The 18,548-nt window shown below is 70.0% G+C and carries 19 protein-coding genes; 7 read left to right on the plus strand and 12 right to left on the minus strand.

Going from position 1 to position 18,548, the window contains the following annotated elements:
* Positions 1 to 195: 195 nt before the first annotated feature.
* Positions 196 to 672, minus strand: coding sequence for a GbsR/MarR family transcriptional regulator (locus tag H4N58_RS20040; RefSeq protein WP_167000658.1), 477 nt, complete (start codon positions 670 to 672; stop codon positions 196 to 198).
* A gap of 81 nt (positions 673 to 753) precedes the next feature.
* Here H4N58_RS20040 and H4N58_RS20045 point away from each other — a divergent pair, with 81 nt between their 5' ends.
* The 3 genes from H4N58_RS20045 to H4N58_RS20055 are packed head-to-tail and all read left to right on the plus strand — an operon-like array spanning position 754 to position 4,578.
* Complete coding sequence (locus tag H4N58_RS20045; RefSeq protein WP_243842831.1) at positions 754 to 1,674, plus strand: ABC transporter ATP-binding protein; 921 nt, start codon at positions 754 to 756, stop codon at positions 1,672 to 1,674.
* Positions 1,671 to 3,260 carry an ABC transporter permease gene (locus H4N58_RS20050; RefSeq protein WP_167249645.1) on the plus strand — a complete coding sequence of 530 codons (1,590 nt, stop codon included), beginning with the start codon at positions 1,671 to 1,673 and terminating at the stop codon, positions 3,258 to 3,260. The genes H4N58_RS20045 and H4N58_RS20050 overlap by 4 nt, the downstream gene beginning before the upstream one ends.
* 4 nt (positions 3,261 to 3,264) lie before the next feature.
* Positions 3,265 to 4,578, plus strand: a complete 1,314-nt coding sequence (locus H4N58_RS20055) for an MATE family efflux transporter (protein WP_243842832.1) — start codon at positions 3,265 to 3,267, stop codon at positions 4,576 to 4,578.
* Between the two features lie 62 nt (positions 4,579 to 4,640).
* On the opposite strand, the gene H4N58_RS20060 is transcribed toward H4N58_RS20055, so the two are convergent.
* Both H4N58_RS20060 and H4N58_RS20065 read right to left on the minus strand, forming a co-directional pair.
* Complete coding sequence (locus H4N58_RS20060; RefSeq protein ID WP_167000664.1) at positions 4,641 to 4,862, minus strand: hypothetical protein; 222 nt, start codon at positions 4,860 to 4,862, stop codon at positions 4,641 to 4,643.
* A gap of 358 nt (positions 4,863 to 5,220) precedes the next feature.
* Positions 5,221 to 6,162 (minus strand): Ku protein, encoded by a 942-nt coding sequence (locus H4N58_RS20065; protein ID WP_167249643.1) that lies wholly within the window; start codon positions 6,160 to 6,162, stop codon positions 5,221 to 5,223.
* A gap of 102 nt (positions 6,163 to 6,264) precedes the next feature.
* On the opposite strand from H4N58_RS20065, the gene H4N58_RS20070 reads away from it, so the two are divergent.
* Together H4N58_RS20070 and H4N58_RS20075 are read left to right on the plus strand one after the other, a co-directional pair.
* Positions 6,265 to 7,251, plus strand: a complete 987-nt coding sequence (locus tag H4N58_RS20070; protein WP_243845051.1) for a TIGR03557 family F420-dependent LLM class oxidoreductase — start codon at positions 6,265 to 6,267, stop codon at positions 7,249 to 7,251.
* Positions 7,248 to 8,330, plus strand: coding sequence for a glutamate--cysteine ligase (locus tag H4N58_RS20075; protein WP_167000668.1), 1,083 nt, complete (start codon positions 7,248 to 7,250; stop codon positions 8,328 to 8,330). Before H4N58_RS20070 ends, H4N58_RS20075 begins: the two co-directional genes overlap by 4 nt.
* A gap of 58 nt (positions 8,331 to 8,388) precedes the next feature.
* Here H4N58_RS20075 and H4N58_RS20080 read toward each other — a convergent pair whose 3' ends face one another.
* Complete coding sequence (locus H4N58_RS20080) at positions 8,389 to 8,952, minus strand: DoxX family membrane protein (RefSeq protein ID WP_167000670.1); 564 nt, start codon at positions 8,950 to 8,952, stop codon at positions 8,389 to 8,391.
* Between the two features lie 159 nt (positions 8,953 to 9,111).
* Here H4N58_RS20080 and H4N58_RS20085 point away from each other — a divergent pair, with 159 nt between their 5' ends.
* The gene (locus tag H4N58_RS20085; protein WP_167249641.1) at positions 9,112 to 10,005 is read left to right on the plus strand and encodes a universal stress protein; all 894 of its coding nucleotides are present in this window, start codon (positions 9,112 to 9,114) and stop codon (positions 10,003 to 10,005) included.
* Positions 10,006 to 10,015: 10 nt separating this feature from the next.
* On the opposite strand, the gene H4N58_RS20090 is transcribed toward H4N58_RS20085, so the two are convergent.
* The 6 genes from H4N58_RS20090 to rpsF all read right to left on the minus strand — a co-directional run bounded on the left by H4N58_RS20090 (position 10,016) and on the right by rpsF (position 14,195).
* Complete coding sequence (locus H4N58_RS20090) at positions 10,016 to 10,678, minus strand: response regulator transcription factor (protein WP_167000674.1); 663 nt, start codon at positions 10,676 to 10,678, stop codon at positions 10,016 to 10,018.
* Complete coding sequence (locus H4N58_RS20095) at positions 10,675 to 12,291, minus strand: GAF domain-containing protein (protein ID WP_167249639.1); 1,617 nt, start codon at positions 12,289 to 12,291, stop codon at positions 10,675 to 10,677. The genes H4N58_RS20090 and H4N58_RS20095 overlap by 4 nt, the downstream gene beginning before the upstream one ends.
* 125 nt (positions 12,292 to 12,416) lie before the next feature.
* On the minus strand, positions 12,417 to 12,860 hold the full coding sequence (gene rplI, locus H4N58_RS20100) for a 50S ribosomal protein L9 (protein WP_167249637.1): 444 nt from the start codon (positions 12,858 to 12,860) through the stop codon (positions 12,417 to 12,419).
* Between the two features lie 21 nt (positions 12,861 to 12,881).
* Positions 12,882 to 13,121 carry a 30S ribosomal protein S18 gene (gene rpsR, locus H4N58_RS20105; RefSeq protein ID WP_139085704.1) on the minus strand — a complete coding sequence of 80 codons (240 nt, stop codon included), beginning with the start codon at positions 13,119 to 13,121 and terminating at the stop codon, positions 12,882 to 12,884.
* A gap of 95 nt (positions 13,122 to 13,216) precedes the next feature.
* Entirely contained in the window at positions 13,217 to 13,774 is a 558-nt protein-coding gene (locus tag H4N58_RS20110) for a single-stranded DNA-binding protein (RefSeq protein ID WP_167000680.1), read from the minus strand.
* Between the two features lie 133 nt (positions 13,775 to 13,907).
* A complete protein-coding gene (gene rpsF, locus H4N58_RS20115) occupies positions 13,908 to 14,195 on the minus strand; it encodes a 30S ribosomal protein S6 (protein ID WP_167000682.1) in 288 nt (95 codons plus the stop codon).
* 186 nt (positions 14,196 to 14,381) lie between these two features.
* On the opposite strand from rpsF, the gene H4N58_RS20120 reads away from it, so the two are divergent.
* On the plus strand, positions 14,382 to 15,092 hold the full coding sequence (locus H4N58_RS20120) for a ZIP family metal transporter (protein WP_167000684.1): 711 nt from the start codon (positions 14,382 to 14,384) through the stop codon (positions 15,090 to 15,092).
* 11 nt (positions 15,093 to 15,103) lie between these two features.
* Here H4N58_RS20120 and H4N58_RS20125 read toward each other — a convergent pair whose 3' ends face one another.
* Complete coding sequence (locus H4N58_RS20125; RefSeq protein ID WP_167249635.1) at positions 15,104 to 17,635, minus strand: ABC transporter permease; 2,532 nt, start codon at positions 17,633 to 17,635, stop codon at positions 15,104 to 15,106.
* Positions 17,635 to 18,450 (minus strand): ABC transporter ATP-binding protein, encoded by an 816-nt coding sequence (locus tag H4N58_RS20130; RefSeq protein WP_167000688.1) that lies wholly within the window; start codon positions 18,448 to 18,450, stop codon positions 17,635 to 17,637. Before H4N58_RS20130 ends, H4N58_RS20125 begins: the two co-directional genes overlap by 1 nt.
* Between the last annotated feature and the right edge of the window lie 98 nt (positions 18,451 to 18,548).

Here is an 18,548-nt window from a genome sequence, read left to right on the forward strand (position 1 = left end):
GCCTTTGTGGATCGCGACGACATTTGTGTGGATAACCAGGGGAAGACATGTGCACAGGCTGTGGGTATCCGTGTGGATTACCCCACGAGGTTCTCCACACCTGTGGGCTGACCTGGGGAAACACTGTCCCCCGCGTGTGGATCGAAACTCCCCCACGGGCGTGTCCGTCCGACTTGCACACAGCATGGAAGCCTTCTAATCTGCGCGCCCGTGGCCGTCGCGAAAGGCCTCCCAGCGCGCGAGCATCCCCGGGATCTCCTGGGCCATGAACGCGAAGAACATGGCCCCGAGCTCGAGCGGCGCGCCGTGGTCCTCGTGCTCGTCGCCGAGGTCCTTCGCTGCCTGCTCGAGACTCTCGTACCAGCGGACCAGGATCGCCTGCCGCCGCGCGATCATCGACTCCCACGGATCGCCTGGCGGGAGCCGGTAGTGGTGACGTCGATCGCTTCCACGATGGCGCTCGAGCATCCCAAGGCCGATCAGATAGTTGACCGCACCCGAGATCGCCGCGGGGCTCGCGCCGGTCGCCTCCGCGAGCTCGGCCGCGGTATAGCTGCGCTGCCCGAGCCCCAGGACGTACGCGAACGTCCGCGCCGGCATCGGAGGCACGCCGGAGTCGCGCAGGATCGCGGAGAACCTCTCCACGAAGTCCTCGAGGGCATCGCTCGCCACCGGGCCCACCTCCGTCACTTTGCGTCCGCCTGCCCCACTTTACCCTTCACATAATTCTGAATCATGTGTAGCGTCGGTCGAGTGAACCACGCGATCGAGATCGCCGGGCTCCAGAAGAGCTTCGGCACCACGCGCGCCCTCGATGGGCTCGACCTCACGGTGACCACCGGCGAGGTCCACGGCTTCCTCGGCCCGAACGGTGCCGGGAAGTCCACGACCATCCGCGTCCTGCTCGGCCTGCTGCGACAGGACGGCGGCACCGTCCGTCTCCTCGGCGGCGACCCGTGGTCCGAGGCGACCGCGCTGCACCGACGCCTCGCGTACGTCCCCGGCGACGTGACCCTGTGGCCCAACCTCTCCGGCGGCGAGGTCATCGACCTCTTCGGTCGACTCCGCGGCGGCGTCGACCCCGCACGGCGCGACGACCTCATCGAGCGCTTCAAGCTCGACCCGACCAAGCGCGGCCGCACCTACTCCAAGGGGAACCGCCAGAAGGTCGCCCTCGTGGCAGGGCTCGCTGCCGACACCGAGCTGCTTCTCCTCGACGAGCCCACCTCCGGGCTCGACCCGCTGATGGACGAGGTGTTCCGCGAGGCCGTGCAGGAGGTCCGCGAGCAGGGCCGCACGGTCCTGCTGTCGAGCCACATCCTCGGCGAGGTCGAGGCGCTGTGCGACCGCGTCACGATCATCCGCGAGGGCCGTACGGTCGAGTCCGGCACCCTCGCCGAGATGCGCCACCTCACCCGTACCTCGATCGACGTCACCACATCCCGCCCGGTCGACGGGCTCGACACCCTCGGCGGGATCCACGACCTCGTCGTCGACGCCGACGGCACCCGGGCACGCTTCGAGGTCGACACCGTACGGATCGGCGACACCCTCACCTACCTCGGCACCTACGGCGTCACGGCGCTCACGAGCACGCCACCGACGCTCGAGGAGCTGTTCCTGCGCCACTACGGCGACGAGATCGGCGCGCGCGATGCGGAGCCGGTGGCGTGAGGGACTCCTTCGCCGGGACCGCCACGCTGGTCCGGTTCGCACTGCGCCGTTCACGGTTCGCGCTGCTGTGGTGGATCGTCGGCATCACCGCGCTCTATCCCATCCAAGCCCTCGCGCTCGAGGCCAGCTACCCGACGCAGGCCGATCTCGACCAGCTCGCCGCGAGCCTCTCCGGGAACGCCGCGATCATCGCCATGGCCGGGCCCGAGTACGCCCTCGACACGATCGGCGGACAGACCGCGTGGCAGACGTCGGCCTTCGGCGCGATCCTCGCCGGGCTGATGAGCACCTTCCTGATCGTGCGCCAGACGCGGGCCGGCGAGGAGAACGGAGCGGACGAGCTCATCCGTGCCGGCGTCGTGGGCCGCTCCGCCACCAACGCCGCGGCGGTCATCGTCACCACCGCCGCCAACCTCGTGCTCGTCGTCGCGATCGCACTGCTCCTGATCTCCTGCGGGCTCCCCGCCGAAGGATCCTGGGCTCTGGGATGCGCCTGCGGGTTCACCGGGATGGTGTTCATGGGGCTCGCGCTGATCTTCGCCCAGGTCAGCAGCACGACCCGTGGTGCGTGGGGAATGAGCGGCGCGGCGATCGGAGTGGCGTACGCGCTGAGAGCCGCCGGCGACGTCGGCGAGAACGCCCTGACGTGGCTCTCCCCGATCGGCTGGGGCCAGCAGGTGCGGGCGTACGCCGACGAACGGTGGTGGCCCGCGCTGCTGCTGCTCGGCACGACTGTCCTGTCTGTCGCCGTCGCCCGCATGCTCCACCTCCGTCGCGACTTCGGAGCGGGACTCGTCGCTCCTCGCCGTGGCCCGGCGACGCGCGACTGGCGAGGCGGGGCGTACGAGCTCGCGTGGCGGCTCCAACGTCCGACCGTGATCGGTTGGCTGGTCGGGCTCGCGTTCGGCGGCGCCGCGTACGGCACCATCGGCAACGATGTCGGCGACCTCGTCGGCGACAGCGACCTGTCCGGGTCGCTGACCGGCGGCCAGACGAGCGGCGAGGCCATGACCGACGGCTTCTACGGCAGCGCGATGCTCATGCTCGCCATCATCACCGCCGCGTTCGCTGTCGCGGTCATCCTGCGCGCCCGTGGAGAGGAGACGTCCGGCCGGGCCGAGCCACTGCTCGCGACGGCCCTGCACCGCAGGACGTACCTCGCGAGCCATGTCGCGCTCGCCGTGCTCGCCTCCACCGTGGGCGTCGCACTCGCCGGCGCGGCGACCGGGTGGATGTACGGCGTGGTGTCGGGGTCGTACGACAGGATCGGCCAGCTCACCGGGGCCGGGCTCACGTACGCGCCCGCGATCTGGGTAATGATCGGCGTCACCGTGGTCCTTGTCGGCTTCCTCCCGCGCCTCGCATCGTGGGGCTGGCTGGCCATCGGGTTCGCGGCCGTCGTGATGTTCTTCGGGCCACTGCTGAAGTTCCCCGACTGGCTCATGAACGTCTCGCCGTTCACCCACCTCGCGCTCGTACCGCTCGATGACGTCGCGTGGGCGCCGATCCTGTGGCTCACCGGGATCGCGGTGACGCTCGTGGCAGCAGGGTTCCTCGGGTTCCGTCGAAGGGACGTGGTCAACTAGCCCGGTGAGACCGCACCTGGACACGCGCGACCGCGAGATCTTCCGGATCGCCGTCCCGGCTTTTGCCGCGCTGGTCTCCGAGCCTCTGATGCTCGCCGCCGACACCGCGATCATCGGCCACCTCGGCACCGACCCGCTGGCCGGCCTCGCGATCGCCTCGACGGTCCTGCAGACCTTCGTCGGGCTGTGCGTGTTCCTCGCGTACGGCACGACGGCGTCGGTCAGTCGCCACCTGGGCGCCGAGGACAAGCGGGGCGCGATGACGGCCGGCATGAACGGACTGTGGCTCGCCGTCCTCATCGGCGCCTTTGCCGCGCTCCTCGCCGGCGCGGGAGCGTCGCTGATCGTCCGGGCGTTCGGTCCCGCCGACGCGGTCGGCGACCAGGCCGTCACCTATCTCGTCTGGGCCGCCCCCGGCATCCCGGCGATGCTCGTCGTGCTCGCGGCGACCGGGGTGCTCCGTGGGATGCAGGACCTCAAGACCCCGCTCTACACGGTCATCGTCGCCAATGTCGTCAACGTGATCCTCAACATCGTCCTCGTGTACGGGTTCGACATGGGCATCCGCGGCTCCGCCATCGGGACGACCGTGGCGCAGCTCGGCTCGGGGCTGTTCCTCGCGTTCGTGGTGGTGCGGGCAGTTCGCCGCGAGCGCGCCCCCGTTCGCCCGGACCGCGCGGGCATCCGCGAGTCGGCACGCGCCGGCTCCGCCCTCGTCGTCCGTACGCTCACGCTGCGCGCCGCACTCCTCATCGCCACCGTCGTCGCGACCACTCAGGGGTCCGCTGCGCTCGCGGCGCACCAGGTCGTCGTGACGATCGTGTCGATCCTCGCGTTCGCGCTGGACGCGATCGCGATCGCCGGGCAGACGCTGACCGGGCGCTCGCTCGGCGCCGGCGACGTCGCGGGCACCCGCTCGACGACGCGGCGCATGATCGGTTGGGGCGTCGCGTCGGGCGTGGTCGCTGCCGTCCTCCTGCTCGCGTCCGTACCGTGGCTCCCGAGCTTGTTCACGTCCGACGAGGCCGTGCGTCAGCTGCTCGTCGGGGCGCTCGTCGTCGTGGCGCTCACCCAACCGATCTCAGGTGTCGTCTTCGTGCTCGACGGCGTCCTCATCGGAGCGGGCGACGGCGCGTATCTGGCGTGGGCCGGGGTCATCACCCTCATCGCGTACGCGCCGCTCGCCGTCGCGGTGTGGCTCACCGACGCGGGGCTGACGTGGCTCTGGATCGCGTACGCGGCATTCATGCTCGCGCGGATGGTCACGCTCGTGCTCCGCGAGCGTACGGACCGTTGGATGGTCGTCGGCGCACCCTGAGCGGGCGATGCCGACCGGTCGCGCGTCGACACGCGGGGGTACTGCGCGCCGGCGCGCCCGGGTCAGGCCGCGCGGTAACGTTCGCGAACCGCGCGATGGAGGTCGACGTCAGCCGCGTCGCGGTCGGCGTCGTCGCACAGGACGCAACCGATCACGAACGCCGCGTGGACGCCGGTGAGGTGGTCGTCGAGCACGACGCAGCACGTCGCGCACCGAGCGCCCCACCCGTCGACCTCGGAGAACTCCGTGCCGCAATCGACGCAGATCATCACCAGCTCCGACATCGGGCACCTCATCTCCGGGGGTCGGGTTTCCTCTGCTCTCAGTGTGCTCGCGAGGTCCGACAGGACCGCCGAACCGCGCCCCGGCGTGTCGTGGGCGGCAGGTGATCTTGATCGCGGTCCATCGGGCCCTGACATTGAGCCATGCGTACGGCGCAGTGGTGGGCGACGTCGGTGGTCCTTGCTTGCTCGAGGCGATCCGGTGGGTCGTGTTCAGGCGGCCCGCGCTCAGGAGGGCGCTCGTCCTGAGGACCACCCTGTGCCGTTCAGTGGCAGGTTGGTCTGTTCCTCGTCGGTGCCACCATGCTGCTCGGGCCCACCTGCCTCGGCCTCGGGCCTGGTTCGGGTGGGTGACTGAGCGCTACGACGCCTTCTTCGCGGCCTTCTTCGCGGTGCTCTTCTTGGCCGTCGACTTCTTTGCGGCGGCCTTCTTCGCGGGCGCCTTCTTCGCGGCCTTTTTGGAGGCGGACTTCTTGGTGGGCTTCTTCCCCGCCTCGTCGGCGCCCTCCCCCGCACCCTCGCCCTTCTTGGCACGGTCGATCGAGGCCTGCAGCGCCGCCATCAGGTCGACGACGTTGTCCTTCTCGTCAGCACCCTCACCGACGGCCGGCGACACCACCTGGTTGCCCTCGAGCTTCGCCTCGACGAGCTCGTCGAGCGCGGACTCGTACTCGTCCGTGTACTCCTCGGGGTCGAAGTCGCCCTCCATGCTCGTGACCAGCGACTGCGCCATCTTGATCTCCTGCGGGCGCAGCTCCAGGTCTTCGCCGAGGAACCCGAACTCGGGCTTGCGGATCTCGTCGGCCCACAGCAGCGTGCTCATCGTGAGCACGCCGTCGCGGACGCGGATCGTCGCCATCTGCTCACGCGTCCCGATCGTCACCTTGACGACCGCGACCATCTCGGACGACTCAAGGGCCTCACGGAGCAGGAGGTACGGCTTGAGGCCGGCGTTCGTGTCCGGCTCGAGGTAGTAGCTCTTGTTGTAGAGGATCGGGTCGACCTGGTCGAGCGGCACGAACTCCAGCACCTCGACGGTCTTCTTCGTCGGCAGCGGCAGCTGCTCCATGTCCTCGTCGGTGAGGACGATCATGCGGCCGTCGGGGAGCTCGTACCCCTTGGCGATCTCGGAGTACTCGACGACCTCACCGTCGGCCTCCGCGACCCGCTTGTACTTCACCCGCGACCCGTCGCTGCTCCGGACCTGCCGGAACGAGATGTCGTGGGTCGACGTCGCGCCGTACATCTTCACCGGGATGCTGACCAGGCCGAACGAGACAGAGCCCTTCCACATCGCGCGCATCGTCTCACCCCCTCGTTGGCCAAGCGAACCGTCCCGAGGCGGCGCTGTCAACGCGAACACCGTCCGATTGCCGTTCGGGGCGCGGGCGCGCAGGGTCTAACCATGGCGACGAACAGACTGCGGATCGGCTTCAAGCTGATGGCGGAGGGGTTCCCTCCGAAGGAGATCGTCGAGCAGGCGGTGGCCGCAGAGGACGCCGGCTTCGACTTCGTCGAGGTCAGCGACCACTATCACCCGTGGTTGTACTCGCAGCAGCACTCGGGCTTCGCCTTCTCGATGCTCGCCGCGATCGCTGCCCGGACGCGCACGATCGGCCTCGCGACCGGGGTGACCTGCCCGATCATGCGTTACCACCCCGCTGTCGTGGCCCAGATGGCGGCGACTACCGGTGTCCTCAGCGACGGCCGCTTCACGCTGGGCGTCGGTTCCGGTGAGCGCCTCAACGAGCACGTCACCGGTGCCGGCTGGCCATCGGTGTCGGTACGGCACGAGATGCTGACCGAGGCGCTCGAGATCATCCGCCTGCTGTTCACCGGCGGCTACCACTCCTACACCGGCGATCACTTCGAGGTCGACGACGCGAGGGTGTTCGACCTGCCCGAGATCCCGCCGCGCATCCTCGTCGCGGCCGGAGGCGAGGACGCGGCCCGGCTCGCCGCCGAGCTGGGAGACGGTCTGTTCGCGACCGAGCCGCGCGAGGAGCTCGTCGAGACCTACCAACGGGCCGGCGGCGCCGGACCCCGGTACGCCGAGGTCCCGCTCGCGTACTCGTCCGACCCCGTCGCCGCTGCCGAGGCGGCGCACCGGACGATGCGCTTCGGCCTGACCGGGTGGAAGGTCCAGGCAGAGCTGCCGAACCCCATCAACTTCGAGGCGGCGACCGCGCACGTCCGCCTCGACGACATGCGCGAGGCGTTCGGCTGCGGGCCCGACGTGGAGCGGCACGCGGAGGTGGCGAGCCGGTTCCTCGATGCCGGCTTCGACCACCTCGTCCTCATGAACGCCGGCCCGCCGGACGAGATGGACGCGTTCTTCTCCCACGTACGAACGACGCTGCGTCCGCGACTCGAGGAGATCGCCTCCGCATGAGGACCATCGGCGTCGAGGAGGAGATGCTCCTCGTCGATCCCGGGACCGGGCAGACGATCGCCGTCTCGCAGCGCGCCCTACGCAGTCACGACGGCGAGGCGCCGATCGAGCACGAGCTGTTCCTCGAGCAGGTGGAGACGATGACCAGCCCCCACCGGCTGCTCGACGACCTGGCTGCCGACCTCACGCAGGCCCGGCGCGAGACCGTCGCCGCCGCACGGGCTGCAGGAGCCTCCTTGGTCGCCTCGGGGACGTCGCCGTTGCCGAGCGCACCGGCACAGGTCACCCCGAAGCCGCGGTACGAGCGCATGGTGGCGGAGTTCGGCGCCATCGGGCGCAGCGCCGTCGTCTGCGGCATGCACGTGCATGTGGGCGTGGACGACGACGAGGAGGCCGTCGGGGTCATCGATCGGATCCGCCCGTGGCTGCCGACGCTGATCGCGCTCGCCGCGAACTCTCCGTACGAAGCGGGCAGGGACACGGGGCATGCGACCTGGCGGTCGCGCCTCTGGACCGAGTGGCCGAGCGCCGGTCCGGTCGAGCCGTTCGGTGACGCCGCCACCTATCAGCGTGCCGTCGCCGACCTGGTTTCCTCCGGCGCCGCCCTCGACGAGGGGATGATCTATTTCGACATCCGGCGGGCGCGCACGTTCCCGACGGTCGAGGTCCGAGTAGCCGACGTCTGCACGGACTTGCGCGACGGGTTCCTCGTCGCTGCGCTCACCCGCGGGCTCGTGGAGACCGAGGCGCGCGCCTGGACCGAAGGCCTGCCCGCTGCGCAATGGCGGGTCGAGCTGCTGCGCGGTGCGCGCTGGCACGCCGCGCGGCACGGGACGGCCGACACGCTCTTCGACCCCGGCGCACGCGAGCTCCGCCCCGCCGAGGACGTCCTTGCCGGGCTCGTCGCGCACGTGAAGGACGCGCTCGTCGACGCCAGGGACCTCGAGGTGGTCCAGGACGGCGTCGCGCGAATCCTTCGCGAGGGGACCGGCGCCGACCGCCAGCGACGAGTCGGGGTCGACGGAGACCTCGCGGCCGTCGTCGCCGACCTCGCCCTGCGGACCGACCCAGACACGTGAGAAGCCACCCGGTGCGTAACCGGGTGGCTTCTCTTTCCCGAGACGTCGTGGCGGCGACTCACCGGAGGACGGGGTACTTCTGGACCAGCTCCACCGAGCCCCACCAGCGTCCGAGTCCCCAGGTGTCGCCGGCGAGGGCGAGACCGACGACGAGGACACCGAGAGCGCCGAGCACGTGCTCGTCGAGGACGGGGTTGTTGGCCGGCGGAAGGGCGACCGTCCACATCATCACGTAGAGCAGGACGCCAGCGGCGGCGCCGAGGCGGATGCCGATGCCGAGGATCAGGGTCAGCCCGACCGCCAGCAGACCCAGCATGAACAGGACATCCACCCACCACTGGCCTGCGAGTGCGTTGTAGAAGCCCTCGAACGGGCCGGTGGATGCGTTCGCCAGGTAGCCCTCGGTCGGGCTCCCGCCGTTGACCCATGCTCCCTCGCTCGGTGTCGCGTACCCGAGTCCGAACAGCTTGTCGACGAAGGCCCAGAGGAACGTGAGCCCGAAGCCGATGCGCATCGCCGCCAATCCCTTGGCGACCGCGCTCGATGTGACGGCGTGCTCCTCGTCGCGTGCGGCGAAGACCTTGGTGCGGCCGGCGAGGCCGGCTCGGGGGGTGGCGCTCATGGTGTCCTCCTGGATCGTTCTGACACCTTCATCCTCGAGCCGGCCGCAGGGTCCCCGTCAGAGCCCAGAGTCCCCGGTTCCCAGGACCTTGGTCACTGTTCGCGCGCCCCGCGCTGCCGCAGGCTGAGCGTGTAACCGCACCCAGGAGAGGTGAGACCGATGAGCACGACCGCACGAGCACCGCACCCCGTCACCGTCGGAGTCGACTCCAGCCGCTCGAGAACAGAGACGGGCGTACGCCACGGCATCGCCTTGGCGCGGATGCTCGACGTCCCGCTGTCGCTGGTCCACGCGTCCGCCCTGCCGTTCGAGGGCGTCGCCTTCACCCCGTACGAGGTGACCGCGGCACGCGAGGAGGCGACCGACGTCCTCGCACGTGCGGCCACGCTGGCGCGCTACCTCGCCCCCGACGTCCCGGTGCAGGTCCACCCCGTGCTCGGGTCGGTCGCGCTGGCCCTGGAGACGGTCTCGAAGGACTCATCCATGGTGATCGTCGTCCGCCGCGATGCGAGCATCGCCGACAGGTTGCTCAGCGGGAGCACCAGCTCGCGGATCGCCACCCGGGCAGCCTGCCCGGTCATGGTCGTCCCGTGCGACACCGACGCGCCGGCCGCCGGCCCCGTGGTCGTGGCGATCGACGCGGACTCGCCGTCGCACGGCGCGCTGACCTTCGCCTTCGCGAGGGCGCGCCACACCCACGCCGACCTCGTGGTCCTCCACGCCACCGCGCGAGGAGGGACCGAGCAGGGTCGACGCGCGGTGGGCGAGACGGTCGCCGGGTGGCGTGAGGACTACCCGGAGGTGGAGGTGACGACGCAGACGGTCGAGAGCTCGGCGTCGGACGCCTGCGCATCCGCGGCCCAAGGCGCACGCCTCCTCGTCCTCGGGCGCCACCGGACCACGGGGCACCGCATGCCATGGACCCGCTCGGTGGCCAAGGCGGTGCTCGCGCACACGGCCTGCCCCGTCGTCACAGTGCCGCACGACGCCGTCGACCTGGCCTACCACCCGCGCCCTCGCGCGATGCAGGCACCGGTCGGCCCCGTCTACTGATCGGCACCGCTCACACGTGCCGCTGCTCGTCCTCCTCGGCACGGCGGACCTCGGCTCCGAACACGGCAGCCTGGGTCCGCCGCTGCATCCCGAGCTTCGCGAGCAGGTTGGTCACGTAGTTCTTCACCGTCTTCTCGGCGACGAACATCCGCTCGCCGATCTCGCGGTTGCTCAAGCCCTCGGTGATCAGCATCAGCACCTCGCGCTCACGCTCGGTCAGCGCGTCGAGCCGCGGGTCGCCGTGCGAGGACTCCCGGTCTCGCAAGCGACGCATGAGCTGGGCGACCACGTGCGGATCGAGCAGCGAGCGACCTGCGGAGACCTCACGGACCGACTCGATGAGCCGCGACCCGAGCACCTCCTTGAGCAGGTATCCCGAGGCGCCGGCGAGGATCGCCGCATAGACGGCCTCGTCGTCGTCGTACGAGGTGAGGATCAGCGTCCGGATGCCCGGGTAGGAGACCTGCAGCTCGCGGCACACGTCGATCCCGCTCCCGTCGGGCAGCCGGACGTCGAGGACGGCGACGTCCGGGACAACCGACGGGATCCGCGCGAGCGCCTGGGCGACGTCGACCGCCTCACCAACGACGCGGATGTCGTCGGCGGTCTCGAGCAGGTCGGTGACCCCGCGTCGGACGATCTCGTGGTCGTCCACCACGAACACGCGGATCATGCGTCATATCCTTCGTCAGGGATCGGTGCAGCCCACCGCAGCGTTGTCCCGCCGCGCCCGCTCGTCACGCGGCACGTGCCGCACCGCGCCTCGGCGCGGCGGGCGAGGTTGTCGAGGCCGCTGCGCCGGGCGTGCTCAGGGATACCCCGGCCGTCGTCGTTCACCGTCACGACCACCTCACCCCCACGGACGACGCACCGCAGCTCGATGCGCTCGGCCTGGGCATGACGGCGTGCGTTCGAGACGCCCTCCCGTGCGACGGCCACGACGTCGTCCGCGAGCCCGTCGTCGAGCGCGAGGTCCACCGGCCCGTCGATCTGGAGCGTCACCGCGGTGCCGCCGTCGCCCGTCGCGGAGACGACCCGCCGGAGCCGACGGCGTACGCCTCCCTGCCCGGGGTCGGTGTCGTGCAGCTCGAAGATCGTGCGGCGAATCTGGCGGATCGTCTCGTCCATCTCGGCAACCTGGGCAGCGAGCCGGTCTCGCGGCGCGCCCACCGGGATGGTGGCGTGGACGCTCTGCAGCGTCAAACCACTGGCGAACAGCCGCTGGATCACGTGGTCGTGCAGGTCACGAGCGATGCGGTCGCGGTCCTCGAGGACGAGCATCGCCTCACGCGCTTGGCGAAGATCGCGCTTGCCGAGCGCCAGCGCTGCCTGGCCGGCGAACGCCTCGGCCATCGAGAGGTCGGTGTCGTCGAACCGCGGCGGGCCGTCGCGGAGCACGACGAGAATCCCGCGCGGGTCGTCGGCATCGACCAGGGGCACGAGCATCGCCTGCGACGCCGGCACGTCCGGAAGGTCCAGACCGAGCGGGGCGCACACGGCCGCGACGGTGCCGATCGTCGGCTCGACCGGGGCCGCCGCGGCGATCGTCGTCCGTACTCCCACCAGCTCCTGACTGTGCGTTCCCGCAGCGCGAGAGACGGCGTACGTCCCGTCGCCTGCGGGCAGGAGCACCGCGACCAGCGAGGCACGAGTGAGCTCCTGGACCCTCACCGCGACGAGCTCCAGGGCATCGATGCCGTCGGGTGAGAGCAGCTCGCGTGTCACCTCCGCCGACGCCGAGGACCACGCCTCCCGGCGACGACTCTCGTCGTACAGGCGGGCATTGGCGATCGCCACTCCCGCGGTCTCGCCGAGCGCGCGGGCGAGCTCGGCGTCCTCCTCGCTGAACGTGCCGTGAGCGCTGTCGGTGAGGTAGAGGTTGCCGTAGACCCGACCGCGCACCTCGAGGCCGAGGCCGAGGAAGGACCGCATCGGCGGGTGCTCCGCGGGAAAGCCGGTGTAGTGGGGGTGCGTCGTGACGTCGTCGAGCCGGACGGCGGGACCTCCGTCGAGGAGGTCACCGAGCAGTCCGCGTCCACGCGGCAGGTGCCCGATCTGTGCCGCCGTCTCGTCGTCGATGCCCGCGTGGATGAACACCTCGAGCCGCCCGTCGTCGTCGAACACGCCGATCGCGCCGTACCGGGCACCGACGAGGTCGATCGCGGCGGTGACGATCCGGCGCAGGACCTCAGGGAGATCGAGCTCCTCGACCAGCGTCCGGTTGGCATCGAGGAGCAGCCGGAGACGATCGGCGGCATCCTCCACAACGTCGGCTCGACTCGTCACCCGTGTCCTCTCCGCTCTTGTTCGCGCTGATTCTAGGGCCGTACCGAGGTCATGGGGCGAAGCGAAAGAACCCGCCACCCTGGGAGAAGGGGGGCGGGTCCTTGCGACTCGCGGGGCGGCCTGGATCAGGCAGCGACCACGTTGATCTTGACCTTGGCGGTCACCTCGGAGTGGACGCGCACCTGCACGTCGTACGAGCCGAGGGTCTTGATCGGGTTGCCGATCTCGATGCGACGCTTGTCGACGTCGGCACCGGTGCCCTCGAGCGCCGAGGCGATGTCAGACACGGTGACCGCGCCGAACAGGCGACCCTCGTCGCCGGCACGAGCCTTCACCTTGACGGTGCTGTTCTCGAGCTTCTGCTTGAGCGCCTTTGCGTCGTCCAGGTCGTGGATCGAGCGGGCCTCACGGGCCTTCTTGATCGACTCCACCTGCTTGCCGGCACCACGCGTCCAACGGATCGCGTACTTGCGGGGCAGGAGGTAGTTACGGCCGTAGCCGTCCTTGACCTCGACGATGTCGCCGGGGGCACCGAGACCGGTGACCTCGTGGGTGAGGATGAGCTTCATGATTAGTCCCTTCCCCTACGATCAGCGACCGGTCGAGGTGTAAGGAAGCAGCGCCATCTCGCGAGCGTTCTTGATCGCGGTCGCGATCTTGCGCTGCTCCTGGACGGACACACCCGTGACGCGGCGAGCGCGGATCTTGCCGCGATCGGAGATGAACTTCCGCAGGAGGGTGGTGTCCTTGTAGTCGATATAGGTGATCTTCGCAGCCTTGAGCGGATTGCTCTTCTTCTTTGGCTTACGAACAACGGGCTTGGCAGCCATTGTGGTGCTCCCTTCCGGTGAGCCCGACCCGCAGGACGGGTCGGAATGACGCGGCGATCACATGATCGCCTTGGTTGTCGTTCAGATGCGCGGGCTCAGAACGGCGGCTCGTCGGTCGAGCCGGCCGGCGAGGCCCACGGATCGTTGCCAGCGTTGCCACCCTGCGGAGCGGGCGAGGACCACGGGTCGTTGGCCGGGGCCTGCTGGCCTCCGCCTCCGAACCCGCCCTGGCCGCCGCCCTGGGCGCCGCCACCCTGCTGGTAGCCACCGCCGCCGCCCCCACCGGAGCGGGAGGCCTTGGTGACCTTGGCAGTGGCGCTGCGCAGGCTCGGACCGACCTCGTCGACGTCGATCTCGAACACGGTGCGCTTCTCGCCCTCACGCGTCTCGTACTGGCGCGACTTGAGGCGCCCCTGCACGATCACACGCATGCCCTTCTGGAGGGACTCGGCCACGTTCTCCGCGGCCTGACGCCAGACGGCGCACCCGAGGAAGAGCGTGTCGCCGTCGCGCCACTCGCCGCTCTGGCGGTCGAACGTGCGCGGCGTCGAGGCGATGCGGAAGTTCGCGACGGCCGCGCCTGACGGCGTGAACCGCAGCTCGGGCTCGTCAACGAGGTTGCCGACGACGGTGATGACGGTCTCGCCTGCCATGTCTCTACTCCAACGGGTCGCGGGATGTCTGCTGGCTAGCAGTCAACATCAAGAGTCCGACACAAGCGACCCCGTGATCGCAGGCCGGGGAAAACCTCGGCGTGCGTCCTGAGGACGAGGTGTCGTACGTCCGTCACTTCTCGGGTCGCATGACCTTCGTGCGGATGACGGACTCGTTCAGCGTGAGCTGACGGTCGAGCTCCTTGACGGTCGCGGGCGTCGCGGTCAGGTCGACCACGGCGTAGATCCCTTCGGACCGCTTGTTGATCTCGTAGGCAAGACGACGCTTGCCCCAGATGTCGACGTTGTCGACGGTGCCACCGTCCTGACGCACCACGTTGAGGTACGTGTCCAGGCTCGGGGCCACCGTGCGCTCGTCGAGGTCGGGATCGAGGATCACCATGACTTCGTAGTGACGCAAGGCAACTCCACCTCCTTCGGTCTGTACGGTCACGGTCCTTCCGTGACAGGAGGGCTATGCATCGCGTTGCCCGGGCACCGTGGATCCGGCATGGGCCGGCAGTGGCCAGGCAACCGGATCAGTCTATCCGGCGGCACCACGGCGTCCCAAATCGCCGCATTCCCCGGGGGCGTGCATGATCGCTGCGTGGGGACGGTCTGGGTCTGGGGCACGGTCGCTGCGTCGTCGCTGCTGATCGGCGCGATCCTCGGAATGGCACGGCGGTGGAGCGACGGGGCCGTCGGGACCGTCCTGGGCTTCGGGGCGGGAGCGCTCATGGCGAGCATCTCGTTCGAGCTGTTCCCGGACGGCCTCGAGGTGGGCGGTGCGCTCGCGCTCGCGCTGGGGCTCGCCTTCGGCGCCTATGTCTTCTACGTTTCCGACCGGTGGGTCGAGCGGATCGGCGGGCGCTCGCGTGCGGGGGCGGCCGGACTGCCCCTGGCACTCGGCGCGTTCCTCGACGGCATCCCCGAGCAGGCGGCGCTCGGCATCGGGATCGCCAAGTCCGGCGGTGTCAGCGTGGCCCTGCTCGTCGCGATCTTCGTCTCCAACCTGCCCGAGGCGATCGGGTCGGCATCGGACATGCGAGAGGCCGGCTCGCCCCCGCGTCGGATCCTCCTGCTGTGGACGGGCGTGGCGCTCGTGTGCCTGCTCGGGACCGTCGCAGGGTACGCCGCCGCGAAGGCGACCCCCGCCGGGTTCGTCGGTGGGGTCGACGGGTTCGCCGCCGGCGCACTGCTCGTGATGCTCGTCGGCGCGATGATCCCCGAGGCTCAGGCGAAGATCCACGAGAGGGCTGGCCTGGCGGCGGTGCTCGGGTTCGCACTCGCCGCAGGCCTCGCTGCCACCACCCCCTGAGACCGTAAGGGCTACTCCGTGGCGATCGCCCGCAGCACGTTGAGTCGGGACGCCCGCAACGCAGGGAACAACGCCGCGAGCACGCCGACCACCGCCGCGATCAGCACGTAGACGAGCAGGGTCGCGTACGGGATCGACAGCTCGGTGATGCCGTCGTCCTCGAGCACGCGCTGCAGCACGATCCCGAACACCAGCCCCATCGCGATGCCGAGCACCGCACCCAGCACCGCGATCGCGACCGCCTCCAGGCGCACCATGCGGCGCAGCTGGCGCCGGCTCATGCCGACCGCCCGCAGGAGGCCGACCTCGCGGGTCCGCTCGATGACGCTGAGCGCCAACGTGTTGACGATGCCGAGGGCGGCGATGATGATCGCCAACCCGAGCAGCGCGTTGATGAGCATGAGGATCCCGTTGATCTGGTCGCGCTGGGACTCGATGAACTCGTCCTGCGTCTGCACGACCACGGTCGGGATGTCCGCGACCACGTCGCGTACGGGTTCCTCGATCTCAGCGCCCGTCACGCCCGCTGCCGCGTCGACCGCGACGAACGAGTCCTCGCGGGTCACGCTCACCTGGTCGACGAAGTCGAAGCTCGTGACGTACTCCGAGACGACGTTGGACGCCGGGAAGGTGCCCGCGATCCGCAGGTCGTGGTCGCCGGACTGCGTCGAGAACGTCAGGGTGTCTCCGACCTCCAGGCCCCGCTCGTCGAGCGTGTCCTCGCGGACCGACACCTCCCCCGCACCCAACGTGTCGACGCTCGCGTCCAGCTCGAACATCGAGAACAGCTTCTCCGGATCACTGGCCGTCACGCCGGCGAACGACCCGTCGAGCCGGGCGGGCACGAACTGCGTCTCGACGACGTCGCCGACGCCGTCGATCTCACGGATCTGCTCCGCGATCGTCGGGGAGAACGGCGCGCCGACCGGGTTCATCAGGAGGAAGTCCGTCGTGAACTCCTCCTTGACGCCCGCGTCGACGGACTTGTTGACCGACGACCCGAGGATGCTCATCGTCGTCACCAGCGTCAGCCCGATCATCAGCGCCGATGCGGTCGCCGCGGTCCGTCGCGGGTTGCGCAACGCGTTCTGGGTGGCCATCCGCCCGACCAGGCCGAACGGGCGGAAGAGCCCGCCGAGCGCGACGAGCACCGGGTGACTGAGCAGCGGGCTCATCAAAGAGACGCCGAGGAGGATGGCGAACGCGCCACCACCGACGTACCAGGCACCGTTGTCCGCGCCGCTCAGCCCGAGCCACACCAGACCGGCGCCGAGCACGACGAGGATCGCGCCGACGAGCATGCGCACCCGCATCGACGACTCCGGCAGCGCCACGTCGTCGCGCATCGCCGCCACCGGGGCGACGCGCGCGGCGCGGCGGGCCGGCAGGTAGGCCGCGACCAGCGTCACGAGCACGCCCACCACGTAGCCGACCACCCACGTACGGGGAGCGATCACGAGCGGGGTCTCGCTCACGTCGAGGCCGAACGTCCGGAACAGCGCCGACAGGGCCATCGCGAGCACGATGCCGAGCAGCACGCCGAGCGTCGACCCCGCCAGCCCGACCACCAGCGCCTCGAGGAGGACCGAGCGGCTCACCTGACGCCGGGACGCACCCAGTGCACGCAGCAGCGCCAGCTCGCGGCTGCGCTGCGCGACGAGGATCGAGAACGTGTTGACGATCAGGAAGGTGCCGACGATGATCGCGATCGCCGCGAACACGAGCAGGATCGTCGTGAGGAACCCGAGGATCTCCCCGATCGTCTCCTCGGCCTCCGCGGCCGCCGTGTCACCGGTGACGGCCTCGAAGCCGTCGGGCAGCAGCTTGCTCGCGTCGTAGGCCAGCTCCTGCTGCGTCACGCCGTCGCGCGTGGTCAGCGAGACCTGGTTGTACGCGTCGCGTCCGTCGAGGAACAGGTCCTGGGCGTACGTGGTCTCGAAGAGCACCAGCGAGGCACCGGCCATCGACCCGCCCCCGAACTCGGCGAGACCGACCAGCTCGACGTCGAGCTGCGGCTGGTCTCCCGTGGAGACGAGCCGTACGGTGTCGCCGATCTCGTAGCCGCCCTTCTCGGCGCTGTCGGTGTCGATCGCGACCTCGCCGTCGGCGGTCGGCGCCCGGCCCTGCGCGATCTCGACCGCGGGCTCGCCCGTCATCGCCGGGGCGTCGTCGTAGTTGAAGGACAGTGTCGGCGGGCCGAAGCCTGTGACGAGCTTGCCGTCGGTGCCGACCAGGGTCAGCGCCTGGCTCGCCACCGTGCCGTCGACGCGCTGGGCGCCGGGCAGCTCGCGCAGCTCGTCGACCACCGTCGCCGAGACCGTACGGGTGTCGGCACTCGAATCCTCCTGCCAGCCGGCCAACCCCGCAGGACGGACCACCACGTCAGGGGTCGACCCCTTGACGATGCCGTCGAAGGACTTGCTCATCGTGTCGGTGAAGATGAGCGTGCCGGCGACGAACGCGACGCCGAGCACGATCGCGAACGCGCTCATCAGCAGGCGCACCTTGCGCGCCAGCAGGTTGCGCAGGGTCACGCGCAACATCAGGCGGCCCCACCCTCGAGACCAGAAGAACCGTCGACCGCCTCGCTGGCCGCGTCCATCGCCCGGGTCTGGATCGCACCCATACGCTCGAGGATCTTCTCGGGGGCAGGGTCGCGGACCTCGTCGACGACCCGGCCGTCGGCGAGGAAGACGACGCGGTCGGTGTAAGACGCCGCGATCGGGTCGTGGGTCACCATCACGATCGTCTGACCCAGCGTGCGGACGCTGTGCTGGAGGAACTTGAGCACCTCGGCCCCAGAGGTGGAGTCGAGGTTGCCTGTGGGCTCGTCGGCGAAGACGATCGTGGGCCGGCCGATGAGCGCGCGGGCGCACGCGACGCGCTGCTGCTGTCCGCCCGACATCTCGTTGGGGCGGTGGCCGAGCCGGTCGCGCAGGCCGACGGTGTCGATCACCTGGTCGTACCAGGCCTGGTCGGGCTTGCGACCCGCGATCGACAGCGGGAGCAGGATATTCTCGTTGGCCGTCAGCGTGGGCACGAGGTTGAACGCCTGGAAGACGAAGCCGACGTCGTCACGCCGCAGCTTGGTCAGCTGCTTGTCGTTGAGGCGGGCCAGCTCGGTGTCGCCGATGAAGACCGTGCCGCTGGTCGCGGTGTCGAGCGCGGCGAGCAGGTGCATGAGCGTCGACTTGCCGGAGCCGGACGGCCCCATGACGGCGGTGAACTCGCCGGCGTACACGTCGATGCTGACCCCGTCGAGAGCGCGCACCTCCGCCTCTTGCTTGCCGTAGGTCTTGTGCAGGTCGACCGCTCGGGCGGCGACAGTGCGGGTCGTGGCGGACGCGGCATCGGGCATGGCACAACTCCTGGTGGGCGGGGTGTCCGTCCACGCTAGGACACGGCGGGGACACACCGATATCGGTTTTGCCCCTGGCGAACAGGGTCGGTCATCGG

Source organism: Mumia sp. ZJ1417 (assembly GCF_014127285.1).
GTDB lineage: Bacteria > Actinomycetota > Actinomycetes > Propionibacteriales > Nocardioidaceae > Mumia.